General features: G+C 67.7%; 28 protein-coding genes. 11 read left to right on the forward strand and 17 right to left on the reverse strand.

The window, feature by feature from the left end; genetic code table 11:
* Positions 1-23: 23 nt before the first annotated feature.
* From ABDV78_RS10780 to rpmF, 3 genes are read right to left on the reverse strand one after another with little or no spacing between them, the layout of a single operon-like run.
* On the reverse strand, positions 24-992 hold the full coding sequence (locus ABDV78_RS10780) for a beta-ketoacyl-ACP synthase III (protein WP_343527417.1): 969 nt from the start codon (positions 990-992) through the stop codon (positions 24-26).
* Positions 989-2,017 (reverse strand): phosphate acyltransferase PlsX, encoded by a 1,029-nt coding sequence (gene plsX / locus ABDV78_RS10785; RefSeq protein WP_343527418.1) that lies wholly within the window; start codon positions 2,015-2,017, stop codon positions 989-991. The genes ABDV78_RS10780 and plsX overlap by 4 nt, the downstream gene beginning before the upstream one ends.
* Positions 2,018-2,059: 42 nt before the next feature.
* A complete protein-coding gene (gene rpmF / locus ABDV78_RS10790; RefSeq protein ID WP_042488281.1) occupies positions 2,060-2,239 on the reverse strand; it encodes a 50S ribosomal protein L32 in 180 nt (59 codons plus the stop codon).
* 205 nt (positions 2,240-2,444) lie between these two features.
* On the opposite strand from rpmF, the gene ABDV78_RS10795 reads away from it, so the two are divergent.
* Positions 2,445-2,879: an MAPEG family protein gene (locus ABDV78_RS10795; RefSeq protein WP_343527463.1), complete on the forward strand. Its 435-nt coding sequence runs from the start codon at positions 2,445-2,447 to the stop codon at positions 2,877-2,879.
* Entirely contained in the window at positions 2,879-4,507 is a 1,629-nt protein-coding gene (locus tag ABDV78_RS10800; protein WP_343527419.1) for a M28 family metallopeptidase, read from the forward strand. The genes ABDV78_RS10795 and ABDV78_RS10800 overlap by 1 nt, the downstream gene beginning before the upstream one ends.
* Before the next feature lie 48 nt (positions 4,508-4,555).
* Here ABDV78_RS10800 and ABDV78_RS10805 read toward each other — a convergent pair whose 3' ends face one another.
* Entirely contained in the window at positions 4,556-5,230 is a 675-nt protein-coding gene (locus ABDV78_RS10805; protein WP_343527420.1) for an MBL fold metallo-hydrolase, read from the reverse strand.
* A gap of 82 nt (positions 5,231-5,312) precedes the next feature.
* Between ABDV78_RS10805 and pabB the strand changes: the two genes are divergently transcribed.
* From pabB to msrA, 3 genes are all read left to right on the forward strand, one after another.
* On the forward strand, positions 5,313-7,076 hold the full coding sequence (gene pabB / locus ABDV78_RS10810; protein WP_343527421.1) for an aminodeoxychorismate synthase component I: 1,764 nt from the start codon (positions 5,313-5,315) through the stop codon (positions 7,074-7,076).
* A gap of 38 nt (positions 7,077-7,114) precedes the next feature.
* The gene (locus ABDV78_RS10815; protein ID WP_343527422.1) at positions 7,115-8,314 is read left to right on the forward strand and encodes a pyridoxal phosphate-dependent aminotransferase; all 1,200 of its coding nucleotides are present in this window, start codon (positions 7,115-7,117) and stop codon (positions 8,312-8,314) included.
* A 447-nt stretch (positions 8,315-8,761) separates the two neighbouring features.
* Positions 8,762-9,436 (forward strand): peptide-methionine (S)-S-oxide reductase MsrA, encoded by a 675-nt coding sequence (msrA, locus tag ABDV78_RS10820; RefSeq protein ID WP_343527423.1) that lies wholly within the window; start codon positions 8,762-8,764, stop codon positions 9,434-9,436.
* 3 nt (positions 9,437-9,439) lie between these two features.
* Here msrA and pdeM read toward each other — a convergent pair whose 3' ends face one another.
* Positions 9,440-10,102, reverse strand: a complete 663-nt coding sequence (pdeM, locus tag ABDV78_RS10825) for a ligase-associated DNA damage response endonuclease PdeM (RefSeq protein ID WP_343527424.1) — start codon at positions 10,100-10,102, stop codon at positions 9,440-9,442.
* A 125-nt stretch (positions 10,103-10,227) separates the two neighbouring features.
* Here pdeM and ABDV78_RS10830 point away from each other — a divergent pair, with 125 nt between their 5' ends.
* Positions 10,228-12,213, forward strand: coding sequence for a potassium transporter Kup (locus ABDV78_RS10830; protein ID WP_343527425.1), 1,986 nt, complete (start codon positions 10,228-10,230; stop codon positions 12,211-12,213).
* A gap of 36 nt (positions 12,214-12,249) precedes the next feature.
* Here ABDV78_RS10830 and ABDV78_RS10835 read toward each other — a convergent pair whose 3' ends face one another.
* Both ABDV78_RS10835 and ABDV78_RS10840 read right to left on the reverse strand, forming a co-directional pair.
* Positions 12,250-12,516, reverse strand: coding sequence for a hypothetical protein (locus ABDV78_RS10835; RefSeq protein ID WP_343527426.1), 267 nt, complete (start codon positions 12,514-12,516; stop codon positions 12,250-12,252).
* A gap of 114 nt (positions 12,517-12,630) precedes the next feature.
* The gene (locus ABDV78_RS10840) at positions 12,631-14,004 is read right to left on the reverse strand and encodes a DEAD/DEAH box helicase (RefSeq protein ID WP_343527427.1); all 1,374 of its coding nucleotides are present in this window, start codon (positions 14,002-14,004) and stop codon (positions 12,631-12,633) included.
* Between the two features lie 280 nt (positions 14,005-14,284).
* Between ABDV78_RS10840 and ABDV78_RS10845 the strand changes: the two genes are divergently transcribed.
* A complete protein-coding gene (locus ABDV78_RS10845) occupies positions 14,285-15,301 on the forward strand; it encodes a fumarylacetoacetate hydrolase family protein (protein WP_343527428.1) in 1,017 nt (338 codons plus the stop codon).
* Positions 15,302-15,358: 57 nt separating this feature from the next.
* Here ABDV78_RS10845 and ABDV78_RS10850 read toward each other — a convergent pair whose 3' ends face one another.
* Positions 15,359-15,736, reverse strand: coding sequence for a 4a-hydroxytetrahydrobiopterin dehydratase (locus ABDV78_RS10850; protein WP_343527429.1), 378 nt, complete (start codon positions 15,734-15,736; stop codon positions 15,359-15,361).
* On the opposite strand from ABDV78_RS10850, the gene ABDV78_RS10855 reads away from it, so the two are divergent.
* The 4 genes from ABDV78_RS10855 to ABDV78_RS10870 are packed head-to-tail and all read left to right on the forward strand — an operon-like array spanning position 15,706 to position 18,114.
* Positions 15,706-16,125: a metallopeptidase family protein gene (locus tag ABDV78_RS10855; protein WP_343527430.1), complete on the forward strand. Its 420-nt coding sequence runs from the start codon at positions 15,706-15,708 to the stop codon at positions 16,123-16,125. The two genes, ABDV78_RS10850 and ABDV78_RS10855, sit on opposite strands and share 31 nt — an antisense overlap.
* Positions 16,122-16,712 carry a heme ABC exporter ATP-binding protein CcmA gene (gene ccmA / locus ABDV78_RS10860; RefSeq protein WP_343527431.1) on the forward strand — a complete coding sequence of 197 codons (591 nt, stop codon included), beginning with the start codon at positions 16,122-16,124 and terminating at the stop codon, positions 16,710-16,712. The genes ABDV78_RS10855 and ccmA overlap by 4 nt, the downstream gene beginning before the upstream one ends.
* Positions 16,709-17,347, forward strand: a complete 639-nt coding sequence (locus tag ABDV78_RS10865; RefSeq protein ID WP_343527432.1) for a heme exporter protein CcmB — start codon at positions 16,709-16,711, stop codon at positions 17,345-17,347. Before ccmA ends, ABDV78_RS10865 begins: the two co-directional genes overlap by 4 nt.
* Before the next feature lie 14 nt (positions 17,348-17,361).
* Positions 17,362-18,114, forward strand: a complete 753-nt coding sequence (locus ABDV78_RS10870) for a methyltransferase (protein ID WP_343527433.1) — start codon at positions 17,362-17,364, stop codon at positions 18,112-18,114.
* A gap of 38 nt (positions 18,115-18,152) precedes the next feature.
* Here ABDV78_RS10870 and ABDV78_RS10875 read toward each other — a convergent pair whose 3' ends face one another.
* The 9 genes from ABDV78_RS10875 to ABDV78_RS10915 form a co-directional block, all read right to left on the reverse strand.
* Positions 18,153-19,022: a class I SAM-dependent methyltransferase gene (locus ABDV78_RS10875; protein ID WP_343527434.1), complete on the reverse strand. Its 870-nt coding sequence runs from the start codon at positions 19,020-19,022 to the stop codon at positions 18,153-18,155.
* 10 nt (positions 19,023-19,032) lie between these two features.
* Complete coding sequence (gene thrC, locus ABDV78_RS10880) at positions 19,033-20,421, reverse strand: threonine synthase (RefSeq protein WP_343527435.1); 1,389 nt, start codon at positions 20,419-20,421, stop codon at positions 19,033-19,035.
* A 13-nt stretch (positions 20,422-20,434) separates the two neighbouring features.
* Positions 20,435-21,055 carry an SURF1 family cytochrome oxidase biogenesis protein gene (locus ABDV78_RS10885; protein WP_343527436.1) on the reverse strand — a complete coding sequence of 207 codons (621 nt, stop codon included), beginning with the start codon at positions 21,053-21,055 and terminating at the stop codon, positions 20,435-20,437.
* On the reverse strand, positions 21,052-21,468 hold the full coding sequence (locus ABDV78_RS10890) for a DUF983 domain-containing protein (RefSeq protein ID WP_343527437.1): 417 nt from the start codon (positions 21,466-21,468) through the stop codon (positions 21,052-21,054). Before ABDV78_RS10890 ends, ABDV78_RS10885 begins: the two co-directional genes overlap by 4 nt.
* Positions 21,461-22,372, reverse strand: coding sequence for a cytochrome c oxidase subunit 3 (locus ABDV78_RS10895; protein ID WP_343527438.1), 912 nt, complete (start codon positions 22,370-22,372; stop codon positions 21,461-21,463). Before ABDV78_RS10895 ends, ABDV78_RS10890 begins: the two co-directional genes overlap by 8 nt.
* Positions 22,373-22,410: 38 nt before the next feature.
* Positions 22,411-22,950: a cytochrome c oxidase assembly protein gene (locus ABDV78_RS10900; protein WP_343527439.1), complete on the reverse strand. Its 540-nt coding sequence runs from the start codon at positions 22,948-22,950 to the stop codon at positions 22,411-22,413.
* Positions 22,950-23,084, reverse strand: coding sequence for a hypothetical protein (locus ABDV78_RS10905; RefSeq protein ID WP_257575300.1), 135 nt, complete (start codon positions 23,082-23,084; stop codon positions 22,950-22,952). The genes ABDV78_RS10900 and ABDV78_RS10905 overlap by 1 nt, the downstream gene beginning before the upstream one ends.
* Entirely contained in the window at positions 23,081-23,980 is a 900-nt protein-coding gene (locus tag ABDV78_RS10910; protein ID WP_343527440.1) for a heme o synthase, read from the reverse strand. Before ABDV78_RS10910 ends, ABDV78_RS10905 begins: the two co-directional genes overlap by 4 nt.
* Positions 23,981-24,070: 90 nt before the next feature.
* Positions 24,071-25,132, reverse strand: coding sequence for an NAD(P)-dependent alcohol dehydrogenase (locus ABDV78_RS10915; protein WP_343527441.1), 1,062 nt, complete (start codon positions 25,130-25,132; stop codon positions 24,071-24,073).
* Positions 25,133-25,180 lie beyond the last annotated feature (48 nt).

Consider the following 25,180-nt stretch of genomic DNA (forward strand, 5'->3'; position numbering starts at 1 on the left):
CTTGGTTAATCTCAATCGATTGCTTAAAATCGGATGACCGCGGCGCCCCAGGTGAAGCCGCCGCCCATCGCTTCCAGGACGATCAGGTCGTTCGTACGGATGCGTCCGTCGCGCACCGCCGTGTCGAGCGCCAGCGGAACCGAGGCCGCCGACGTGTTCGCATGCTGGTCGACCGTGACGATCACCTTCTCGGCGGCCAGGTTCAATTTCCGCGCCGTGGCGTCCAGGATGCGGGCATTGGCCTGATGCGGCACGACCCAGTCGACATCCGCAGCGGTCAGATCCGCCAGGCCCAGAGCTTCTTCCATGACCTGGGCGAGGTTGACGACGGCATGGCGGAACACTTCGCGCCCCTTCATCCGCAACTTGCCGACCGTGCCCGTCGTCGACGGACCGCCATCGACATAGAGAAGGCCGTTGTGACGGCCATCGGCATGAAGCTTGGTCGCCAGGATGCCACGACCATCGGCCTGCTCGCTCTCGCGTGCTTCCAGCACGATCGCGCCCGCCCCGTCGCCGAACAGGACGCAGGTGGCGCGGTCCTCCCAGTCGAGGATACGGCTGAAGGTCTCCGCGCCGATCACCAGCGCCCGCCGCTGCACGCCCGAACGCAGCATCGCGTCCGCCACCTGCACGGCATAGAGGAAGCCCGAACAGACCGCCGCCACGTCGAACGCGACGCAGTCGTTGATGCCCAGCATCGCCTGAACCTTGGTCGCGGTCGCGGGAAAGGTCTGGTCCGGCGTTGCGGTCGCCAGCACGATCAGGTCGATATCCTGTGCCGACAGGCCGGCGGCGGCAATCGCGGCCTTGGCGGCGTCGGCGGCCAGCGTCGCGGTCGTCTCTTCGGGGCCTGCGATATGGCGGAAGCGGATGCCGGTCCGCTCGACGATCCACGCGTCGGAGGTGTCCACCTCTTGCGCCAGTTCCTCGTTCGACACCCGCCGGGTTGGAAGGGCCGAGCCCGTACCGGTGACGATCGATCGAATCATGCCGCTGCCTCGAAATTCAGGAGATCCTCGGCGATCCGCCGGGTCAGGTCGGCGCGCACCATCTTGGCCGCGTTGCCGATCGCGGTGGCGACGCCCAGTTCGTTGGCGCTGCCATGGCTTTTGACCACCAGCCCGTTCAGGCCAAGGAAGACCGCGCCATTATGGTTGTTCGGGTCCAGGTGATCGCGCAGCAGCTCGGTCGCGGGGCGCGAGATCAGGAAACCGACCTTCGACCGCACCGAGGAGCGGAAGGCGCGCTTCAGCAGGTCGCCGACGAAGCGGGCGGTCCCCTCGGCGGTCTTGAGCGCGATATTGCCCGCGAAACCGTCGCAAACGATCACATCGACATGGCCCCGGGCGATCTGATTGCCCTCGACGAAGCCGGTGAAGTTGAGCGGCAGGTGATTCTGCCCGCGCAGGACCGCGGCGGCATCGCGAATCTCGTCGGTGCCCTTCTGATCCTCGGACCCGATGTTCAGAAGCGCGACGCGCGGATTGTCGAGTTCGAGCAGCGTGCGGGCATAGGCCGCGCCCATCACCGCGAACTGGACGAGGTTGCGCGCGTCGCATTCGGTGTTCGCGCCCAGGTCGAGCATGACGACGTCATTGTCGCCCAGCGTCGGCAGGGGCGCGGCCAGTGCGGGCCGGTCGATGCCGGGCAGGGTGCGCAGGCTCAGCTTGGCCATCGCCATCAGCGCGCCGGTATTGCCCGACGAGACGGCGGCGGCGGCGCGGCCGCGCTTCACCAGATCGATGGCGATGCCCATCGATGTCGTGCGCGCGCGTCGGATCGCCTGGCTCGGCTTTTCGCTCGAACCGACGATCTCGGGCGCGTGGACGATTTCAGACGCGGCGGAAAGATTGGGATGGGACAAGAGTCCCTCCGCGATCTTCACCTCGTCGCCGACCAGGAAGAAGCGCATGCCCTCGAAGCGGCGACGCGCTCTGGCGACGCCGGCGAGCATCACGGCCAGCCCGTCGTCGCCGCCCATCGCATCGACGGCGATCCAGGCGTTATCGGCCATGCGTGTCCTCTAACGGTCGTTCAATCTGGTAAGGTAGAGGGATCAGCCCTCGACCGACACGACCTCACGGCCGTTATAATGGCCGCAAGCAGTGCACAGATTGTGCGGGCGCTTCAGTTCGCCGCAGTTCGGGCATTCCTGGAACGCAGCGACCGTGAGCGAGTCGTGGCCACGGCGCATGCCGCGCTTGGAGGGCGAAGTCTTTCTCTTGGGGACGGCCATTGCGGCACCTTATCAATTCGAACAATGGGTGGATACGCCACGGTCAGCACCCATTGCGCGCCCGGATCGAAGGACCCGGCCGCGTGAGCACCCAGCCGGACGCATCGCGAAGCCCCGCGCCTATAGCGAGTTTTGCCGATGTTGCAAGCGCGGCCGCGAGATGGCACTCCCCGACATCGTGCAATTTACGGGAATGACGGCACTTATGGTCCTGCCGGTTACGCTCAGCATCGCGGCGGCGGCCGCGATCGTCAATTTGTGGCTCGCCCTGCGAATCGTGGTCGGGCGGCTTCGTGGCAAGGTGATGCTCGGCGATGGTGGCGATTCGCGACTCGCCGCAGGCATGCGGGCCCAGGCCAATTTCGTCGAATATGCGCCCTTCGTCCTGATCCTGATGGGGTTGGTCGAACTGTCGGGCGGCGCGCGCTTCTGGCTGTGGGTGCTGGGCGTGGCGTTCATCCTGGCGCGGATCGGCCATGGCTGGGGCATGGCGCGGCCGGCACCCAATATCGGGCGGGCCGGGGGCGCGATCGGCACCTGGGCGATCACCGCGTTGCTGGCGGGCTGGGCGCTCGGGATCGTCTATGTCGCCAATGCCGCGCCCGTGACCGGGCCCACTATCATAAGGATCGACCAGTGATGATTCGTTTGCCCCTGATCGGCCTCGCCGCCGTCGCACTGACCGCCGCCGCGCCGGACCCCATTTCGCCCGCACGGATGTCGGCGGATGTAAAGGTGCTGGCTTCCGATGCCTTTGAGGGGCGCGCGCCCGGAACCCCCGGCGAGACGAAGACGGTCGACTGGCTGGTCGCGCAGTTCAAGGCCATGGGGCTCCAGCCCGGCGGGCCGAACGGGCAGTGGACGCAAGCCGTGCCGTTGATCCGCACCCAGATCGGCCAGGGGACGATGCGCGCCGGCGCGCTGCCGCTGGTGCAGGGGCAGGGCGTCTATGTCTCGACCGTCCGCCCCGTCGACCGGGTGGCGATCCAGGACGTGCCGATGGTCTTTGTCGGTTATGGCGTCCATGCGCCCGAGCGCGGCTGGGACGATTTCAAGGGCGTCGACCTGAAGGGCAAGATCGCGGTCTTCCTGGTCAACGATCCCGATTTCGAGGCGGTCGCGGGCGACGATGCCAAGGGCAAGTTCGGCGATCGGCGCATGACCTATTATGGCCGCTGGACCTACAAATATGAGGAGGCCGCGCGGCAGGGCGCGGTCGGCGCGCTGATCGTGCATGACACGCCGGGCGCGGGCTATGGCTGGGCGACGGTCACCGCGCCGGCGGGTGAGAATTACGACATCGTCCGCAGCGATCCGACCTCGCGCGTGCTGCTACAGGGCTGGCTGTCGGGCGAGTCGGCGACCCGGCTGTTCGCCGCCGCCGGACTGGACCTGGCGCAGCAGCGCGCGCTTGCGCGGCGGGCGGATTTCCGTCCCGTGGAACTGAAGGGCCAGGATTTCTCCGCCGACCTGCCCGTGACCACGGTGCGCGCGGAAAGCCGCAACGTCCTGGCGAAACTGTCCGGCAAGACGCGTCCCGACGAGGTCGTGATGTTCGGCGCGCATTGGGATGCCTATGGCAAGGGCGCGGCGGATGCGCAGGGCCGGGTGATCCGCCCGGGGGCCAATGACGACGGGCTGGGCGTGGCGGGCGTGCTGGAACTCGCGCGCGCCTTCAAGGCCGCGCCACGCACCGACCGCAGCCTGGTCTTCGCGCTGTGGACCGGCGAGGAGCGGGGGCTGCTGGGGTCGGAGACCTATGCGGTCAATCCGGTCTATCCGCTGGCCAAGACGGTCGCCAACCTGACGCTGGATATCCTTCAGACGGCGGGACCGGCGAAGGATGTCATGCTGGTCGGCGACGGGCAGAATGATCTGGAGGATCGCCTCCGTGCCGCCGCGGCGACGCAGGGGCGGGTGGTGACACCCGAGGCGCTGCCCGAGCGTGGCCTGTTCTACCGTGCCGACCATTTCTCGGTCGCGCGCCGCGGCGTGCCGACGCTGCTGCTGATGGCGATCAGCGGTGCGCCCGATCTGGTCGCGGGGGGACGCCCGGCGGGTCAGACATGGCTGGAGGATTATATGCGCTGCTATCACCAGACCTGCGATGCCTGGGATGCGCGCTGGGATCTGCGCGGTGCGGCGGCCGATGTCGGATTGTTCTACCGGATCGGACGCGATCTGGCCGATGGGCGCGACTGGCCGGAATGGCGCGCGGGTTCGGAATTCAAGGCGATTCGGGCCGAGACGGCGGGGGAGCGGCGGTAACGCGTCCCCCTTGGCCTTCGACCGCGCTGTCGAGGGCCAACCCGACTCTCAAACCAATCCCAGCACCCGATCCGCCACGAAGGCATTGCTCTGACGCTCATGGCCGAAGGTGCTGGGCTGGCCATGACCCGGAATGAACGCGGTGTCGTTGCCCAGCGGCCAGAGCTTCTCGACGATCGTGCGGATCAGTTGCTCATGATCCCCCCCGGCCAGGTCCGTCCGTCCGATCGAACCCTGGAACAGCACGTCGCCGACCAGCGCGAAGCGTGACGGCGCATGGTGGAAGATGACATGCCCGCGCGTATGGCCCGGCGTCTCGTACACATCGAGCGTCAGGTCGCCGATCGTCACCGTGTCGCCGTCGTTCAGCCAGCGCGTCGGCTCCAGCACCTGGGCGGGGATGCCATAGGCCTGTCCGTCCTCGACCAGCCGCGCGAGCCAGAAGCGATCCTCCTCCTGCGGTCCTTCGACGGGCACGCCGAGCGCGTCCGACAAGGCCCGGGCCCCGCCCGCATGGTCGATATGACCGTGGGTGAGCAGGATCTTCTCCACCGTCACCCCGGTCTTGGCGATCGCGTCGTGGATGCGCGGCAGGTCCCCGCCGGGATCGACCACCGCCGCCTTCATCGTCGCGGTGCACCAGACGATCGAGCAATTCTGCTGGAGCGGGGTGACGGGGACGATCGCGGCGCGGAGGGGCGGGTTCTGGGTCGGGTCGGTCATGCGTCCGAAGATAGGGGCTGGGACGGTGTCGGCCAATCGATACTTGCATGTGTCCCCGCGCGCCGTGCATGGATCATGGTCCATGCCGCGCCCCACGCCTCCCTTTGTCCTGCTAGACGATGCCCGCGTCGGCGGCGCGGCGGCGCGTCTCTATACGCGGCCGGTCGAGATCGTGACGGCCCATGCCCATGGCGAGGTCGCATCCGCGCTGTCGACGCTGCGCCAGGCGCGGGCGCGCGGGCTGCACGCGGTCGGCTTCCTCGCCTATGAGGCGGGGGCGGCGTTCGAGCCCGGCGTGCCCGTGCGGACCCCCGAAGGGCCGCTGCTGTGGTTCGGCCTGTTCCAGGGCTATGACACGGTCGACCCCCTCGCGCTGCTGCCCGACCCGGCCGGGGCCTGTGTCGGCGCGCTGGTGCCGGAGGGTGGCCCGGCGCGCCATGCCGAGCAGTTCGCCCAGGCCCAGGCGCTGATCGCGGCGGGCGATCTCTATCAGGTCAATCTGACCTTCCGGGCCGAGGTGCCGGTTTCGGGCGATCCGCTGGCGCTTTATGCGGGGCTTCGCGCGCGGTCGCGCGCCGGGTGGGGCGCGGTGGTCGAAACCGGGGAGGCGACGATCCTGTCGCTGTCGCCGGAATTGTTCTTCGCGCTGGAGGATGGCCGCCTGACCGCCCGGCCGATGAAGGGCACCGCGCGGCGCCACGGCGATCCCGCCACCGATGCGCGGGTGGCGCAGGCGCTGCGCGAGGATCCCAAGCAGCGCGCCGAGAATCTGATGATCGTCGACCTGATGCGCAACGACCTGTCGCGCGTCGCCCGGCCGGGCAGTGTCGCGGTGCCCGAGCTGTTCGCCGTCGAGCCCTATCCGACCGTGCACCAGATGGTGTCGACCGTCACCGCCGACCTGGCCGAGCGATATGATGCGGTGGATGTGCTGGCCGCGCTCTTCCCCTGCGGCTCGATCACCGGCGCGCCCAAGATCCGTGCGATGCAGGCGATCGGCGAGATCGAGGATTCGCCGCGCGGCCTCTATACCGGGGCGATCGGGCGGCTGGATGCGAATGGCGACGCGATGTTCAACGTCGCGATCCGCACGCTGACCTTGCCGAGTGGCCGCGACCGGGCCGTGCTGGGGCTGGGATCGGGGATCGTCGCGGATTCGGTCGCGGCGGACGAGTGGGACGAATGCCTTGCCAAGGCCGCCTTCCTGACCGGGGCCGTGAGCGATTTCGACCTGATCGAGACCATGGCCTTCGATCCCGTCGAGGGCATCCAGCATCTGGAGGCCCATCTTGCCCGGATGAAGGCGAGTGCGGCGGCGCTGGGCTTCGTCTTCAACCGGCATGATGCGCGCAACGAGTTGCAGGCGGCGACCTTCCGCCTGCGGGAGCCGCGGCGTGTACGGATGCTGCTGGCACGCGGCGGCGCCCTGGCGATCGAGGTCGGACCCGGCCCCGCGCCCTTCGATGGCGTCGTGCCGGTGCAGGTCGTGCCGCTGCCCGTCTCGCCCCAGGACCTGCGCCTGCGTCACAAGACCAGCGCGCGCGGCTTTTACGATGCGGCGCGGATCGCCGCCGGCACGCCGGAGGTGGTGTTCGAGGCGCCCGACGGCAGCCTGACCGAAGGCAGCTTCACCTCGCTGTTCGTCGAGCGCGGCGACATGCTGGTCACCCCGCCGCTGGCGCAGGGGCTGCTGCCCGGCGTGCTGCGCGCGCACCTGATCGAGACGGGCCGTGCGGTCGAGGGCCGGGTGTGCCGTACCGACATCCAGGACGGATTCTTGCTCGGCAACGCGCTTCGCGGATTGTTTCGTGCACGGATGGTTGCGGATGAGGGGATGGCGGGCTAAGGCGCAGCCGCAAATCCCTGTCGCAAAGGTTCCGTTTTATGCAGCCCTCCGCCGCGCTCGGTCGTATCAGCCCATCCCCCACGCTCGCCATCACCAGCCGCGTGCTGGAGCTGAAGCGCGCCGGTGTCGACGTGATCGGCCTGGGTGCGGGCGAACCCGATTTCGACACGCCCGATTTCGTCAAGGAGGCCGCCATCCAGGCGATCCGCGACGGCAAGACCAAATATACCAATGTCGACGGCACGGCCGAGCTGAAGGCCGCGATCGCGGCGAAGTTCGCGCGCGACAACGGCCTGACCTACAAGGCCGATCAGATCAGCGTGAATGTCGGCGGCAAGCACACCCTGTTCAACGCCATGGTCGCGACGATCGATGCGGGCGACGAGGTGGTGATCCCCGCGCCCTATTGGGTCAGCTATCCAGACGTCGTCCAGTTCGCGGGCGGCGTGCCGGTGATCGTGAAGGCCGGGCCGGAACAGGGCTATAAGCTGACGCCCGAAGCGCTCGACGCGGCGATCACGCCGAAGACCAAGTGGGTCATCCTGAACTCGCCGTCCAACCCGACGGGTGCGGGCTATACCGCCGACGAGCTGAAGGCGCTGGGTGACGTCATCCTCAAGCACCCGCATGTCTGGGTCTTCGCCGACGATATGTACGAGCATATCGTCTATGACGGTTTCCGCTTCGCCACGATCGCGCAGGTCTGCCCCGAGCTGTACGAGCGCACGCTGACCGTCAATGGCTGTTCCAAGGCCTATGCGATGACCGGCTGGCGCATCGGCTATGCGGGCGGCGCGGCCTGGCTGATCAAGGCGATGGCCAAGTTGCAGTCGCAGTCGACCTCCAACCCCTGCTCGATCGCGCAGGCGGCGGCGACGGCGGCGCTGAACGGCGACCAGAGCTTCCTTGCCGAACGCAACACCGCGTTCCAGGGGCGTCGCGACATGGTCGTCGCGATGCTCAACGAGATCGAGGGCATGACCTGCCCGACGCCGGAGGGCGCCTTCTACGTCTATCCGTCCTTTGCGCCGCTGATCGGCAAGACCACGCCCTCGGGCCGCCTGATCGACAGCGACGAGGCGTTTGTCGGCTATCTGCTCGACGATGCGAAGGTCGCGGCGGTGCAGGGCGCGGCGTTCGGCCTCTCGCCCGCGATGCGAATCAGCTATGCGACCTCTGATGCGCTGCTGCGCGAGGCGTGCACCCGCATCCAGACGGCCTGCGCCGCGCTGAAATAATTTTCAGGGCATATGCCCCTTGGGCCAGTCGTTCCGGTCAAGTGGCTGGAGCGGCTGGCTTTTTTTGTCGGGTCCCGCGAACGGCCAATATGGCTTAACTGTGGCGTGAACGACACGGTCACGTGCCGTTAATGCTGTGTTTCTATAAATGTCATTGTCGGAACGGCGTCGATCGATCAGAGGACGCCCGGAAGATCGCCGCCCATTCGGGGGCGACCCGTTTTAGACAGGTGAAGACGAATGCGTGCCCTCCTCAAGTCCAGCTTCGTATGGCAGTTCGCCGGCGGATTTGTGCTGGGCGCCTTGGGTCTCGTGGTTCTGCACCCTGCCGAAGCGCCGAGCCGTTATGCCTCGGCCCCGGTTGAGGCGGTTCGCTAAGGGCGACAACCCCTCGTCCGGCATCGACGTCAGCCTCTAGCCGAGCCTTACGACCCACCCCATATCCGGGTGATGCGCAACACCCTCTGCCTCGCCCTTGGCGCGATCGCGTTCGGAGCGGTCGCCCTGTCTTCCCTCCCCCAGGCGGCCGAGGCCGAGCGCGCGGTGCCGCTGCCCAAGGCTGCCGTCGACCTTCCCGCCGCGCCGCGCCCCCAGATCGCGGTCCTCGCGGGTGGCTGTTTCTGGGGCATGGAGGCGGTGTTCGAGCGGGTGAAGGGCGTGCGCTCGGTCACGGCGGGTTATGCCGGTGGACGGCGCGAGGACGCCAACTACGCCGCCGTCTCGACCGAGCGGACCGGTCATGCCGAGGCGGTGCGGATCGTCTACGACCCGTCACGGGTGTCCTACGCCACGCTGCTCCGCATCTATTTCGCGATCGCGCATGATCCGACCCAGGTCGGCGGCCAAGGCCCCGATCGCGGTCCCAGCTATCGCTCCGCGATCTTCGCCCAGTCGCCTGATCAGTCGCGGGTGGCACGCGACTATATCGCGCAACTGACCCGCGCCCATGTCTTTGTGCGGCCGATCACGACGCGAATCGAACGGGGCGGCTTCTTCCCGGCCGAGGCGGAGCATCAGAATTTCTACGACCGCAACCCCGCGCACCCCTATATCATGCGGTGGGACAAGCCCAAGGTCGCGGGCTTTCGCGCGGGCTTTCCCGATCTGGCGCGCGCCGGATAAGGCTCAGGCCGCGACCGGAAAGCGCAGCATCCGGTCGCGCACCGGCACCAGCGCCTCGGCAGAGCGTCCGACCGCCTGGATCAGCGCGGGATGATCGACATCCAGCCCCCCGGTGAGCGCACCGAAGGCGGGCAGAACCAGCTTGGCGCGGGTCGCGACGAAACAGCGCCGCGCCACCATCTTGCCGCGTACCCGCACCCGCAGCTTGGGATGGAAATGCCCCGACAGTTCGGGTCGCGTTTCCGCCGGATCGGCCTCATGCCGCAGGACCAGCCCGTCGACCGCCGCTTCCTGCGTGACCATTCCGCCGCAGCGATCGCGCAGCACGGGATCATGATTGCCGGTGATCCAGGTCCAGCGCGTCCGGCCCGTCAGCGCCAGCAGCATGGCGCGGGCGTCGGGCAGCAGCCGGTCGCACCCTTCCGCATCGTGAAAGCTGTCCCCCAGGCACCAGACCTCTTGCGCGCCGGTGGCGGCGACCAGCGCGGTCAGCTCGGTCAGCGTCGCCAGCGAGTCATAGGGCGGCAGCATCTGTCCGCCGCCGGCATACCAGCTCGCCTTTTCCAGATGCAGGTCCGCGACCAGCAATGCGGCCCGCGCGGGCCAGAACAGCGCGCCTGCGGACAAGGCCGTGAAGTCGTGGCCGCCGAACGAAAAGGGAACCATTTCCATTCCATGCGCTTGACGCTCTGCAATATCAAGCGTTTGCAAAGGGTGTTGGAAAGCCCTTGCTTCCGGGGTGGATAGGCGTAAAGCGCGCCGTCCTTTTGGTACAGGGGGTTCCGGCGGACATGACGGCGAAAGCGACCGACATCGTGGCGATCCAGACCGAATCCGCATCGACATCCGGGGACCATGCGCACCGCGGCGGATCGGCCCATCCCGCGCTTGCCGCGCTGACCATCGGCGCGATCGGGGTCGTCTTCGGCGATATCGGCACCAGCCCGCTTTATGCCTTTCGCGAGGCGCTGACCCAGACGGCGGGCGACGGTATCGATCCGGGTGAGATCCTGGGCGTGCTGAGCCTGGCGCTCTGGTCGCTGATCCTGGTGGTGACGATCAAATATGTCGTCTTCCTGATGCGCGCCGACAATCAGGGCGAGGGCGGCGTGCTGGCGCTGGCCGCGCTGGCCCGACGGTCCGGCGGGTTCCGGCCGCGTATCGCGCTGGTCCTGGGGGCGGCGGGGGCGTCGCTCTTCTATGGTGATGCGATCATCACGCCCGCCTTGTCGGTGCTGTCGGCGATGGAGGGATTGCACACCATTCCCGCCGCCGCGCCGATCTTCGACGAGAATGTCATCCGCCTCTGCACCATCGTCATCCTCGTCGCGCTGTTCTTCATCCAGTCGCGCGGGACCGCGCAGGTGTCGAAGCTGTTCGGCCCGATCTGTATTCTGTGGTTCCTCGTCATCGGCGGGCTGGGGCTGTGGCATATCGCCGACGAACCCTCGATCGCGCGGGTGATCTGGCCGGGTTACGGGGTCAGCTTCCTGGCCAGCCACGGCATTGTCGGGCTGTTCGTGCTGGGCGCGGTGTTCCTGACCGTCACCGGGGCAGAGGCGCTGACCGCCGATATGGGGCATTTCGGGCGGTTGCCGATCCGCATCGGCTGGTTCTCGCTGGTGCTCCCGGCGCTGGCGCTCAACTATCTGGGGCAGGGGGCCTTCGCCCTGTCCGCACTGGAGAAGGCCACGGCGCGGGGCGCGCCCTTCACCAATCAGGACTGGTTCTTCCTGATGGCGCCAGAGCCCTTGCGCCCCGCGCTGATCGTGCTCGCGGGCCTTGCCACCGTGATCGCGGCGCAGGCGGTGATCACGGGCGCCTTCTCGCTGACCCAGCAGGCGATCCAGCTCGGCCTCCTGCCGCGCCTGCGCGTCCGCCAGACCTCGGCCGATTTCCAGGGGCAGATTTATCTCCCCGCGATCAACTGGCTGTTGCTGGCCGGGGTGCTGGTTCTGGTCGTGCAGTTCAAGACCTCCTCGGCGATGGCCGCCGCCTATGGCATCGCGGTGACGGGGACGATGGTGGTCACCACCTGTCTAGCCTATCTGGTGGTGCGGCATCGCTGGGGCTGGTCGCGCGCGCTGGCGCTGGCGGCGATCCTGCCATTCCTCGCGCTCGACCTGGTCTTCTTCGGCGCCAATATCCTGCGCGTGATCGAGGGTGGCTGGGTGCCGCTGCTGGTCGGGGCGTGCGTAGGCCTGATCATCCATACCTGGGTGCGCGGGCGCGGCATCGTCTCGGCGTTCGAGAAGCGTCAGGCGATCCCGCTCGCCGATCTTGCCGCCGCACTCGCCAAGCGTCCGCCCGAGCGGGTGGCGGGGACGGCGGTGTTCCTGACCGCCAATCCCGCCTCGGCACCCGGCGCACTGCTCCACAATCTGAAGCATAACAAGATCCTGCATGCGCAGAATCTGATCGTCACGATCCGCACCGCCGATCGCCCCGTGGTGCCGCCCGAAAAGCGTGCGCATGTCGAACGGCTGGACGACAATTTCGCTACCGTCGTCCTGACCTATGGCTTCATGGAAACCCCCGACGTGCCGCGCGACCTGCCACGCGATCTGGGGGTGGAGACGAACGGCCGGGGGCTGGACCCGATGAAGACCAGTTTCTTCATCGGCCGCAATACCCTGAAACCCGAAGCGGAAAAGGGCATGCCCCCCTGGCAGGACCGCGTGTTCATGTTCCTGCAACGCAATGCCAGCGACCCGACCGACTTCCTGCGGATTCCGCCGGGCAAGGTGGTCGAACTGGGCGAGCAGGTGACGGTCTGACCACATCCTCCCCTGTCGGGGAGGATCAGGGCCTGGTCACAATACGACCTTGGGCGGCTTGGCGGCCTCGACCGCGACCAGCACCATCTTTTCCCAGATGGCGGGATCGCCCGCATCGGCCATCGCCCCATCGGGTTCGCGCAGCGTCCGCAGGACCGCCAGCGCATCCGCCATATGCTCGCGCCAATGATCGTCGACCAGACGCGCGGCGGATTCCGAATCGCCGCCGGCATTGGCGCTCAGCCGCTGTCCGCACAGCACACGCGCGATGCGTTCGGCGGCGGGAGTATGGGCAATATCCATGGCAAACTCTCCTGATGCGTGGATCGTTACGGGGTCAACGCATCGGGAGAGGGTTGGGGTTCAGACATGGAAAGGCCGTCCATCGCTTTTGCGAGGGACGGCCTTTGTCGTGCGTCAGCCCTGTGCGCCGCGACCGGCACCGCCGCCGCCGCCCGCGGGACGACCCTGGCCGCCACGGCCGCGGCCACCGCCGCCGCTCCGGCGACGCGGCTGGCGACCCTGCGGCGCCCGTGCGTCGGTCGCGCGCGGATGATGGGTCGCACGCGGGCGCGCCGGATCACGCGGCCGGTCGACACGCGGTGCGGGATCGGCGCCGATCGCCTTGACCCGCTGCGACTTGATGGTCTCGGCGCGCTTCACGAAGTCGGCGGGCAGCGGCACGACCTGGATCTTCTGCCGCGTCAGCTTCTCGATATCCTTCAGGTAAGGACGCTCGTCCTCGGCGCAGAAGGCGATGGCCAGGCCCGAACGGCCCGCCCGCGCGGTCCGGCCGATGCGGTGGACATATTGTTCGGCGACATTGGGCAGCTCGAAGTTGAAGACGTGGCTGACGCCCGGAATGTCGATGCCGCGCGCGGCGATGTCGGTCGCCACCAGCACGCGGGTCTGGCCCGAGCGGAACTCGCCCAGCGCCCGTTCGCGCTGGCCCTGGCTCTTGTTGCCATGGATCGCGTTGGCGGCGATGCCGTTGCCGGCCAGCAGCTTCACGACGCGGTCCGCGCCATGCTTGGTGCGGGTGAAGACCAGTGCCAGCTCGATCGCGGGATCGGCGAGCAGGATGGTCAGCAGCGCCTGCTTTTCCTGTTGCGTCACGAAGGTCACCGACTGGTCGACACGCTCGGCGGTGGTGGCGACCGGGGTGACCGTGACGGTCGCGGGATTGTCGAGGAACTTGTCGGCCAGATCGCGGATCGCGGCGGGCATGGTGGCCGAGAAGAACAGGGTCTGGCGCTTGCGCGGCAGCATCTTCACGATCCGGCGCAGCGCATGGATGAAGCCCAGGTCGAGCATCTGGTCGGCCTCGTCCAGCACCAGGATCTCGATCATCGACAGGTTCAGGAAGCCCTGCTCGACCAGATCGATCAACCGGCCGGGCGTCGCGACCAGGATGTCGACGCCGCGCGACAGGTCCTGACGGTTCTTGTTGATGCTGGTGCCGCCGAAGACGGTCGCGACCGCGAGCTTGGAGAATTTGGCATAGCCGCGCGCATTCTCGGCGATCTGGCTGGCCAGTTCGCGCGTCGGGGCGAGCACCAGCATGCGGCAATGGGTCGGTAGGACGCGCTTGTTCGCCTCGACCAGACGTTGGATCGACGGAAGCACGAATGCGGCGGTCTTGCCGGTGCCGGTCTGCGCGATGCCCAGCAGGTCGCGGCCTTCCAGCAGCGTCGGGATCGAATCGCGCTGGATCGGGGTGGGTTCGGAATAGCCCTTGGCTTCGAGCGCGCGGACGAGCGGCTCGGCGAGGCCGAGTTCGGAAAAGGACATGGAATTGCTTTCGATCATGGCGCACGGGTCACGGTGGGCCGCGAGGAGCGGCGCCGGGGTTGATGACGCCCCGCGTGACAAGGGAAGCCTGGAGACAGGGTCGGGGCGGAGCCGGGACCTTTTCGGGTCCGTTCACGCTGCATGTGGACGCCTTCGACGGCCCCTCATGTGCGCCCCGCCTTGTCAAAAGTCAAGTTTCGGGCAGGATCATGTGCGACCGGGCGTGACAACCGGGGACGGATGGTTACATCCGATACCAAATTGCGAAGAGGAGTCCTGCATGAAACTCGCCAGTCTCAAGGGTGCCGGTCCCGGAAAAGGGCGCGACGGCAAGCTGGTCGTCGTATCGAACGATCTGGCCTGGTATGCCGATGCCGGGCATATCGCGCCGACCTTGCAGGCCGCGCTGGATGACTGGGACGCCGTGGCGCCCGCGCTGGCCAATCTGGCGACCGACCTCGACCATGAAGCCATTCCGCGTGAGCGCTTTCACGAGCATGACGCCGCATCGCCCCTGCCGCGTGCCTATCAATGGGCGGACGGATCGGCCTATGTGAACCACGTCGCGCTCGTGCGGCAGGCGCGGGGTGCCGAACTGCCCGAGAGCTTCTGGCATGATCCGCTGATGTATCAGGGCGGCTCGGACGGGTTTCTGGCGCCGCGCGATCCGATCCCGCTGGCGGACGAAGACTGGGGCTGCGACCTGGAGGGCGAGGTCGTCGTCGTGACCGGCGACGTGGCCATGGGGGCGAGCCGTGAGGAGGCGCTGGCGGCGATCCGACTGGTCGGGCTGACCAACGACGTGTCGCTGCGCGGGCTGATCCCGGGCGAACTGGCCAAGGGATTCGGCTTTTTCCAGTCCAAGCCCGCCTCGGCCTTTTCCCCGGTCTTCGTCACGCCCGAATCGCTGGGCGAGTGGTGGCGCGACGGCAAGCTGCACCGGGTGCTCAAGGTCGATCTGAACGGGCGACCCTTTGGCCGCGCTTCGGCGGGGGAGGATATGACCTTCGACTTCGGCACGCTGATCGCCCATGCGGCGAAGACCCGCGCGCTGGGGGCCGGGACGATCATCGGGTCGGGGACTGTGTCCAACCGCGATGCCGATGGCGGGCCGGGCAAGCCTGTCGCCGAGGGTGGTGTGGGCTATAGCTGCATCGCCGAGCTGCGGATGATCGAGACGATCCGCGACGGAGCCGCCTCGACGCCCTTCCTCAAGAAGGGCGACACGGTGCGGATCTGGATGGAGGATGATCGCCACCATCCCATTTTCGGGGCGATCGAACAGACGGTGGCGTAATCCCGTCCTCGCCCCAGGCGCCCAAAAGCCATGCCTGGGGCGAGGAAGATTCGGTGGTCATCCCACCAGCGCGTCGATCGCCTCGGCCATGTCGATGTCGCGCGCCGACAGGCCGCCCGCGTCATGGGTGGTCAGCATGATATCGACCCGGTTCCACACATTGGACCATTCGGGATGGTGGTCTGCCTTTTCGGCCAGCAGGGCGACGCGGGTCATGAAGCCGAACGCTTCGTTGAAATCGGCGAAGACGAAGCGGCGGCTGATCGCATCGCGCGCCTCGTCCCAGTCCCATTCGGGCAGACCGTCGAGCGCCTCGTCCCGGTCCAGATCGTTCAGCCGCTCCACCATCGCTGTCCCCTTGCTTCTCTTGTTCTTTCGGCAGGCACAGCGGTATGACGACCCGCATGAGCGGGCAAGACGGGATCGGCGAGCCACCAGGCGCCGAGGTGATCGAACGGATCGCGCGGGCCGCGATCGCGCGCCTGCCCGCCGCGTTCGCCGCGCATCTGGGCGATGTGGTGCTGATCGTCGAGGAATTTGCCGATGACGAGACATTGGCCGCGCTGGGCATCGCGCATCCGCTCGACCTGACCGGCCTGTATCATGGCCGCCCGGTGGGGGAGAAAAGCGCGATGGATTCGGGCCAGCTCCCCGATCGCATCCATCTGTATCGGCGCGCCATCCTGGACGAATGGATCGAGACGGGGGTGCGGCTCGACGATCTGGTGGTGCATGTGACGATCCATGAGATCGGTCATCATTTCGGCCTGTCCGACGATGACATGCATGGCTTGGAAGACGCGGTGGACGGGTCCGCCCCATGATCCTGTCGCTGTCCGATGTGGCCTGTGCGCGGGGCGGGCGGCTGTTGTTCGCGGGTCTGTCGCTGACGCTGGCGGCGGGGGAAGCGGCGATCGTCACCGGCCCCAACGGCATCGGCAAGTCCAGCCTGTTGCGCCTCGCCGCCGGGCTGGTCCCGCCGTTCGAGGGGCGGGTGGAGCATCACGGAGGCATCGCCCTGATGGCCGAGGACGTGGCGCTGGACACCGATCAAGGCCTCGCCAGGGCGCTGCTTTTCTGGGCGGAGCTGGACGGCCGGGGCGATGCCCGGGCGCGGGTCGCCGCGGCGCTGGCGCAGGTCGGCCTGGCGGCGCTGGCGGGCATTCCGGTGCGGCTGCTGTCCACCGGCCAGCGGCGGCGCGCCGCGCTGGCGCGCGTGCTGGCGTCAGGGGCGGCGCTCTGGCTGCTCGACGAACCGGGCAATGGCCTGGATGCCGCCGGTCTGGCGATACTGGAACAGGCGATGGCCCGTCACCGCGCGGGCGGCGGCGCGGTGATGCTGGCGACGCACCAGATGCTGGCCCTGCCCGGAGCCCGGGCCATGGCGCTCGACACGCTGGTTCCGGCATGAGCGCGGCGCTGACGCTGATCGCGCGCGACGTGCGGCGGGGCTATGCCGGGAGCGGGGCGGCGCTGGTCTGCGGCTTTTTCCTGCTCGCGGTGGTGCTGTTCCCCTTCGCCATCGGACCCGACCGGGCGATGCTGGCGCGGATCGGGCCCGGCGCGATCTGGGTCGCGGCGCTGCTCGCGGCGTTGCTGCCCGTCGAAAGGCTGGTGGCCCCCGATTCCGAATCGGGATGGTTTGACCAGATCCGGGTCCATGGCCTCTCGCTGCCGCTGGTGATGGCCTTGCGGATCGCGGCGCATTGGCTGGCCTTCGCGCCGCCGTTGCTGCTCGCCGCCCTGCTGGCCGGGGGGCTGTTCGGGCTCGATGCCATGGCCCTGGGGCGCGTCGAGTTGGCGCTGTTGCTGGGCACGCCGGGACTTGCCGCGCTGGCGGTGGCGACGGCGTCGCTGACGGCGGGGCTGCGCGGGGCCGGCGGGATCGCAGGGCTGCTGCTGTTGCCGCTCGCCTTGCCGCTGTTGATCTTCGGAGCGGGGGGCGAGGATGTGGGGGCGCTCAAGCTGCTGGCGGCGGTGTCGTTGATGCTGGTGGCGGGATCGCCCTGGCTTTCGGCGGCGGCGATCCGTTCGGTGCGTGACTGAAACAGGCGGTGGTGGTGAAGAACCAGGCCTTGCCCCGGATCGCGCGCGCCTTTGACGCGGCGGTGGCCTATGATCACCATGCCGTGATCCAGCGGGCGGTGGCCGACTGGCTGGCCGAGGCGATCGTCGGCGCCGCGCCGCGCCGCGCCCGCGTTCTGGAGGTGGGATGCGGAACGGGGTTCCTGACCGGCGCGACGCTGCCCCGGCTGGACCGTCCCGACTGGCTGATGACGGATATCGCCCCCGCGATGCTGGAACGGGGCATGGCGGGGCGGCCGGGCGTGCGGGGACGGGTGATGGATGGCGAGTATCCCGAACTGACGGGTGAAGCGCCCTTCGACGTCATCGTCAGCAGCCTGGCGGTGCAGTGGTTCGGCGATCTCGAAAGCGGGTTGCGGCGGCTGGCCGCCTTGCTTGTGCCGGGTGGGCGGATGCTGGTGACGACGCTGGTCGATGGAACATTCGCGTCGTGGCACGCGGCGCACGCGGCGGAGGGGGTCGCGGCCGGAAGCCCGGCCTATCCGACCGCCCCGGCGCTGGCGACGATGGCGCTGCCCGGACTAAAGGTGACGACCCGGCGGTTCGAACAGCGGCACGGCTCGGCGGCGGATTTCATGCGTGCATTGCGCGCGATCGGGGCGGGCACGCCGCGAGAAGGCCATCGCCCGATCCCGCCCGGCGCGATGCGAAGGATCGCGCGGCGGTTCGAGGCGGACGGGGCGGTGGCGACCTATGAGGCCGCGCTGATCGAGGTGGTTTCGCCCTGAATCTGGTCCAGCAAGGCTGGACCAGCGCTGCAACGGCCCTACCGGCTCCACCGCGCCCAGATGGCGGTGGGCAGGACCAGCCCGCGCGCTTCCTCGCGCACGCCCAGTTCGCCGCATTCGACCTTGCCGGGCAGGTCGGCCATGACCTGGCGCATCATCTCGCCGATCGCCAGCGCCGACATGCGCACCGCATAGACGGTCAGGAACAGGAAGCGCGAATCGCCGTCGAGCAACTGGCGGCAATTGGCGATCAGGCCGGGCAGATCCTCCTCCAGCCGCCACACCTCGCCCTCCGGGCCGCGCCCATATTTGGGCGGGTCGAGCAGGATCCCGTCATAGCGCCGTCCGCGCCGCACCTCGCGCGCGACGAACTTGGCGGCATCGTCGATGATCCAGCGAACCGGCGCATCGCCCAGCCCCGACAGCATCGCATTGCCGCGCGCCGCCTCGACCGATTTCTTGGAGGCGTCGACATGGACCATCTTGGCCCCCATGCTCGCCATCGCCAGCGTGCCGACGCCGGTATAGCCGAACAGGTTCATGCACTCCGGCTCGACCATCCCGTCGACCTGCTCGCGCATCCAGCCCCAGACGGGGGCCATGTCGGGGAAGAAGCCCAGATGGCGGAAGGGCGTGGTCTGCGCGGTGAAGCGGACCTCGTTCCACTTGAGCGGCCAGCCCTCGCGCGGGACCGGCTCGGCATAGTTCCAGCGGCCGCCGCCATCCTCGTCCGAACCGGGGACGAACTCGGCCGCCGCGCGCCAGTCATCGCTCGCGGGGGCCCACATCGCCTGTGGTTCGGGGCGGATGAAGCGGAACCGGCCATAGCGTTCCAGCTTGCGGCCATGGCCGGAATCGACCAGCCCGTAATCCGCCCAGGGCTCGCCGATCAACGTATCGAGTTTCATGGAAAGCGCGTTAGCGCAAACCATGCCCGTCGATAAAGGCCGTCACCGCGTCAAAGGTGGCGGGCAGGGTGGTGAAGCGTTCCTCGCGCTCGAACAGGTCGCCGACGCGGGGGGGCAGCGCAGGCCGGGTGCCGGTCGCGCGCTCGACCGCGTCGGTGAACTTGGCCGGGTGTGCGGTGGCGAGGGTGACGACCGGGACGGCCACGTCGCTCGCCCTGGCGGCGGAGAGCGCGATGGCGGTGTGCGGGTCGAGGATCTGCCCCGCTTCATCGGCGGCCCAGCGCATCGCACGGCTCATGTCGTCGGCATCGACGCGCGCGCTGGTGAAGAGCGGGGCGATATTCTGGCTCTGCGCATTGGTCAGCCGCATCGCGCCCGTGCCCTCGAACCCCTTCATCTGCGCCGCCAGCGCCGCGCCGTCGCGGCCATTCGCATCGAACAGCAGCCGCTCGAAATTGGAGCTGACCTGGATGTCCATCGAAGGGGTCGCGGTCGCCTGGACCTCGCCCTTGGAATAATCGCCCGACGACAAAGCGCGGTGGAGGATGTCGTTGACGTTGGTCGCGACGATCAGCCGCGCGACGGGCAGGCCCATGCGCGCCGCGACATAGCCGGCGAACACGTCGCCGAAATTGCCGGTCGGCACCGAGAAGGCGATGCGCTTCCCCGGCGCGCCCAACCGGACGGCGGCATAGAAATAATAGACGACCTGCGCCATCAACCGCGCCCAGTTGATCGAGTTGACCGCCGACAGGGTGTGACGATCGGCAAAGGCGCGGTCGTTGAACATCGCCTTCACCAGTGCTTGCGCGTCGTCGAAATTGCCCTCGACCGCGATGTTGTGGACATTGGGGGCGAGGACCGTGGTCATCTGGCGGCGCTGGATCTCGGTCACGCGGCCCGCCGGGTGGAGCATGAAGATGTCGATATTGGCGCGCCCCGCCACCGCGTCGATCGCCGCCGATCCGGTGTCGCCGCTGGTCGCGCCGACGATGGTGAGGCGCGTGTCGGTCCCGCGCAGGAACCGCTCGAACAACAGCCCCAGCATCTGGAGCGCCACGTCCTTGAAGGCGAGCGTGGGACCATGGAACAGCTCCAGCAGCCACTGGTCATGGTCGAGCTGCACCAGCGGCGTCACCGCGGCGTGCGAGAAGCGGCCATAGGCGGCATCGCACAGCCCCTGCAGTTCCTCCGCGCTCAGGCTGCCGCCGACGAACGGCGCCATGATCCGCGCGGCGGTCTGCGCATAGGACAGGCCCGCCAGCGCTTCGATCTCCTCGGGGGTCAGGGTCGGCCAGGCTTCGGGAACATAGAGCCCGCCATCGCTGGCGAGACCGGCCAGGGTCGCGCCCTGGAAATCGAGGACGGGAGCGGAGCCACGGGTACTGAGATAGCGCATGATGCGCCGGGGCTTAACGGCCTGTGTCCCTCACCACAACCATTCGATTGCGCCGAACGACCGCCAAAGCATAGATAATTGCGGCAATGGCGGCGAACAGGAACCATTGGATGGCATAGGCCAGGTGGTTATTGGGCACGCCGCCGATATCGGGCCTGGGATTGGCCTCCAGCCCGGCGGCGGGCGTGTCGGCGACCAGCAGCATGGCCTGGGGCCGGTGATCGAAGGCCGACTCGATCAGCGAGCGGCTGTCGGGCGCATGGGAGACATAGCCGGTGACGCGACCACCCGGCCAGTCGCTTTCGGCGCGCGGGTCATGCGTCGTGCCCAGTTGCACCTGCATCGCGCCTCTCGGGACCGTACAGGTGGCGATCAGCCGGAACCCCGCCGCGCCTGCCCCTGCGCGCCGGATCGTGACCGGCGGCGGGCATTCGGCGACCGTGCGGCGGAAGAGCAGATGGTCGTCGGGGAAGAGCGGAAAGGCGATGGCCGGTCGGGCCGGATTGGCGGCGAGCTGCGCCAGATAGGCTTCCTTGCGCGGCAGGCGGTCGAGCAACTGCCACAGACCCAGAGCGATCATCGCCGCCACCGCCAGGCCGACGATCAGCGTGGGCAGGATGGGCGTGCGCCTCAAGCGTCCTCGTCCTCGGGACGCGCGATCGCCCCCTCGCGCGCTTCGTTGCGATACTCGGCCGCCATCAGCGCGCCCTTGGCGACGCGCAAGCTATAGACCACGCCCACCGCCGTCAGCGGCAGCCAGATCAGCATATGCAGCCAGAGCGGCGGATGCAGCGTCAGTTCGACGATGATCGCCGCGATGGTGATGACCGTGCCCAGGATCAGCGTCAGGAACGCCGCCGGGCCGTCACCGACGTTGAACCGGGTGAAGTCCAACCCGCACGCCGCACAGCGATCGGCAAAGGTCGCCATGTGCTTCGACAGGAGCGGCCCGGCAAACAAATGGGGCTGGCCGCAACGCGGACACAGCCCCCGAAATGCCGCCTGCGCGATGGTGGGCGCGATCGTGGGTGTCGTCGGTTCAGCCACTATGAACCGGCGCGCCCCAGCCACCCCAGACATAGATGGTGACGAACAGGAACAGCCACACCACGTCGACGAAATGCCAGTACCAGGCCGCCGCCTCGAACCCGAAATGCTGGCGCGGGGTGAAGTCGCCGCGATAGGCGCGGATCAGGCAGACGATCAGGAAGATGGTGCCGACAATGACGTGGAAGCCGTGGAAGCCGGTCGCCATGAAGAAGGACGCGCCATAGTTGATCCCCTTGAAGGGGAAGGGCGCGTGGACATATTCATAGGCCTGGATCGAGCTGAAGATCAGGCCGAGCACGACCGTCAGCCACAGGCCCTTCAGCACCCCGTCCCGGTCGCCAACGCCCAGCGCGCCCCACAGCCCGCGCTTCTCGCCGCCGCGCTGGTTGTGGATCAGGGCATGGTGCGCCCAGGTGACGGTGGTGCCGCTGGTCAGCAGGATCAGCGTGTTGAGCAGCGGCAGCTTGAAGGCGTCGATCACCTCCAGCCCCTTGGGCGGCCAGGTCGCGGCGATGGCGGCGGCGCCCTCGGCCGCGCGCTCCACCTGTCCGTCGACGACGCTCATCGCGGTCGGGAACAGCGCAAAGTCGAAAAAGGCCCAGAACCAGCCGACGAAGAACATCACCTCCGACGCGATGAACAGGATCATGCCGTATCGGAAATGAAGCTGGACGACGGGGGTATGGTCGCCGTGATGCGCCTCGCGCACCACATCGGCCCACCAGCTTCCCATGCAGAACAGCACCGCCGCGAGGCCCGCCAGGAACGCCCAGCCGCCGCCCTGGACGCTATGCATCCACATGATCGCGCCCGAGGCCATCAGCAGCGCCGACATCGAACTGGCCAGCGGCCAGGGGCTCGGCGGCAGGATATGATAGTCGTGGTTCTTCGCGCCAGCCATGATCCCGTCCCTCAAGTTTTTGCTATTTTGGGGACAGGCTAACCCGCTTTCTTCGCCGAATCCACCGGGTAAAATGTGTAGGACAGGGTGATGGTCTCGATGTCGCGCGCGTCGGGGTCGTTCAGGATCTTGGGGTCGATGAAGAAGATCACCGGCATCCGCGCCGTCTCACCGGGTTGCAGCGTCTGCTGGGTGAAGCAGAAACACTGGATCTTGGTGAAATAGCGGCCCGCCTGGTCCGGCGTCACGTTGAAGGTCGCGGTGCCGGTGACCGGCACCTTCGCATTGTTGGTCGCGGTGAAGAACACCATGTCGCGCGCGCCGATATCGACCGTCTCGTACGGGTTCTCGGGCTTGAAGGTCCAGGCCAGCCGCGACGAGACATTGGCGTCGAAATCGACGCGGATCTGCTTGTGGACGCTGCCCGGCGCGGCCGCCCCGCGCTGCGTCGTGCCCTGATAGCCCGTCACCTGGCAGAACATGCGGTAGAGCGGCACGCTGGCAAAGGCGAGGCCGGTCATGAACACCACGCCGAACAGCGCGAACGCCACCGTCCTGGCCTGGCGCGTGAGCCGCATCAGTGCATCCCCGACCGGATCTTCGACAGGGTGATGAAGAAGATCAGCACCACCAGGAAGCCGAGCAGAAGCGCCATCGCGGTGGCGCGGGCGCGCTGCTTGGCGCGAATCCGGTTCGAATCATCGGGTGTCATGCCCAACGATCCACCACCAGCGCGCCGAAGAGAAGGAAAAGATACAGGATCGAATATTTGAACAGCCGCTTCTCGGGCTTCATCGCATCGTCGGGCCGGGTATGCCGAAAGGAGACGATGGCGGCATAGAGCCCGAACAGCGCAGTGCCCGCACTGGCGATGATGCCATAGATCGCCCCCGTCAGCCCCAGTGGCCAGGGCGCAACGGCGGCGATCGCCATGGGGATGGTATAGAGCCCGATCTGGGCGCGCGTCACCCGCTCGCCCGCGACGACGGGCAGCATCGGCACCCCCGCATTGGCGTAATCGGTCTTCACGAACAGCGCGAGCGCCCAGAAATGCGGCGGCGTCCACAAAAAGACCAGGCTGAACAGCAGGAAGGGGAGCAGCGCGATCTGCCCCGTCGCCGCCGCCCAGCCGATCAGCGGCGGAAAGGCGCCCGCCGCGCCGCCGATCACGATATTCTGCGGCGTTCGACGCTTCAGCCAGACCGTATAGATCAGCACATAGAACAGGATCGAAACGGTCAGGATGGCGGCGGCGACATAGTTGACCGCCAGCCCCATCAGAAGGACCGAGAAACAGGCGAGGCCGACGCCGAAATGCAGCGCCGACTCGCGGGTCATCCGGCCCGCGGGCAGCGGGCGCTTGGCGGTGCGCTTCATCAGCGCGTCGAGGTCCGCCTCATACCATTGGTTGAGCGCCCCCGCCGCGCCCGCGCCCAGCGCGATGCACAGGATCGCGGTGAAGCCGATGACCGGATCGATGCCGACCGGCGCGGCCAGCATCCCGCACAATCCCGTGAACACCACCAGCGTCATCACCCGCGGCTTGGTCAGGGCGAGGAAGTCGCGCCAGTCGGCGGGAACGAAGACGGAGGAGGGAATGCTGGACATGGGAGCCCCGCATATAGGGATTGGCGGGGAGGGGGGCAAATTCAACCCCATCTAATTTCCTCCCCCTTGCGGGGGAGGAATAGGAGCGGCTCAACCCTTCAGCGTCGCCATGTCGATGACGAAGCGATATTTCACATCGCTCTTCTGCATCCGGTCATAGGCGGTGTTGACCTCGTCCATCGCAATCATCTCGATATCGGCGGTCAGGCCATGGCTGTGGCAGAAGTCGAGCATCTCCTGCGTCTCCGCTATGCCCCCGATCAGCGAGCCGGCCAGCGACCGGCGGCGGAAGACGAGGTTGCCGACCGAGGGCGACGGGTGCGGCGAATCGGGCACGCCGACCAGCGTCATCGTCCCGTCGCGCTTCAGGAGCATCAGGAACGCGTCGAGGTCATGCGGCGCGGCGACCGTATTCAGGATGAAGTCGAAGCTGTTCGCATGTTCGGCCATCTGATCCGCATCCTTCGACACGATCAGGCTCTTGGCGCCGAGCCGTTTGGCATCCTCCGCCTTGTTGGGCGAGGTCGAGAAGACATGGACCTCCGCGCCCATCGCGGCGGCGATCTTCACCCCCATATGGCCCAGGCCGCCCAGGCCGACGATGCCGACCTTCTGGCCAGGACCGACCTTCCAATGGCGCAGCGGCGAATAGGTGGTGATGCCTGCGCAGAGCAGCGGCGCGACGGCGGCCAGATCGCCCTCGTCATGGTTGATCTTGAGGACGAAGCCTTCCTTGACCACGATATGGTCCGAATAGCCGCCAAAGGTGTGGCCGCCGAGCACGGGGTCGGGGCCGTTATAGGTGCCGACGAAACCGGTCGTCTCGCAATATTGCTCCTCGCCATCATGGCAGGAGGGGCAGTGGCCGCAACTGTCGACCATGCAGCCGACACCGACCAGATCGCCGACCTGATAGCGGGTGACCGCATCGCCGATGGCGGTCACGCGGCCGACGATCTCATGGCCGGGGACACACGGATAGAGCGTACCATCCCACTCGCCGCGCGCGGTGTGCAGGTCGGAATGGCAGACGCCGCAATAGAGAATATCGATCGCGACATCGTCGCCCTGCGGATCGCGCCGCTCGAACGAAAAGGGCGCGAGCGGGGTCTCGGCCGACTGGGCGGCATAACCCTTGGCGGGAGTGGGCATGGAAGCTCCTTTGGGAAATCACGGGCGCGACCGAACGATCGCGGCGTC

The sequence above is a fragment of the Sphingomonas sp. genome (genome assembly GCF_039594485.1).
GTDB lineage: Bacteria > Pseudomonadota > Alphaproteobacteria > Sphingomonadales > Sphingomonadaceae > Sphingomonas.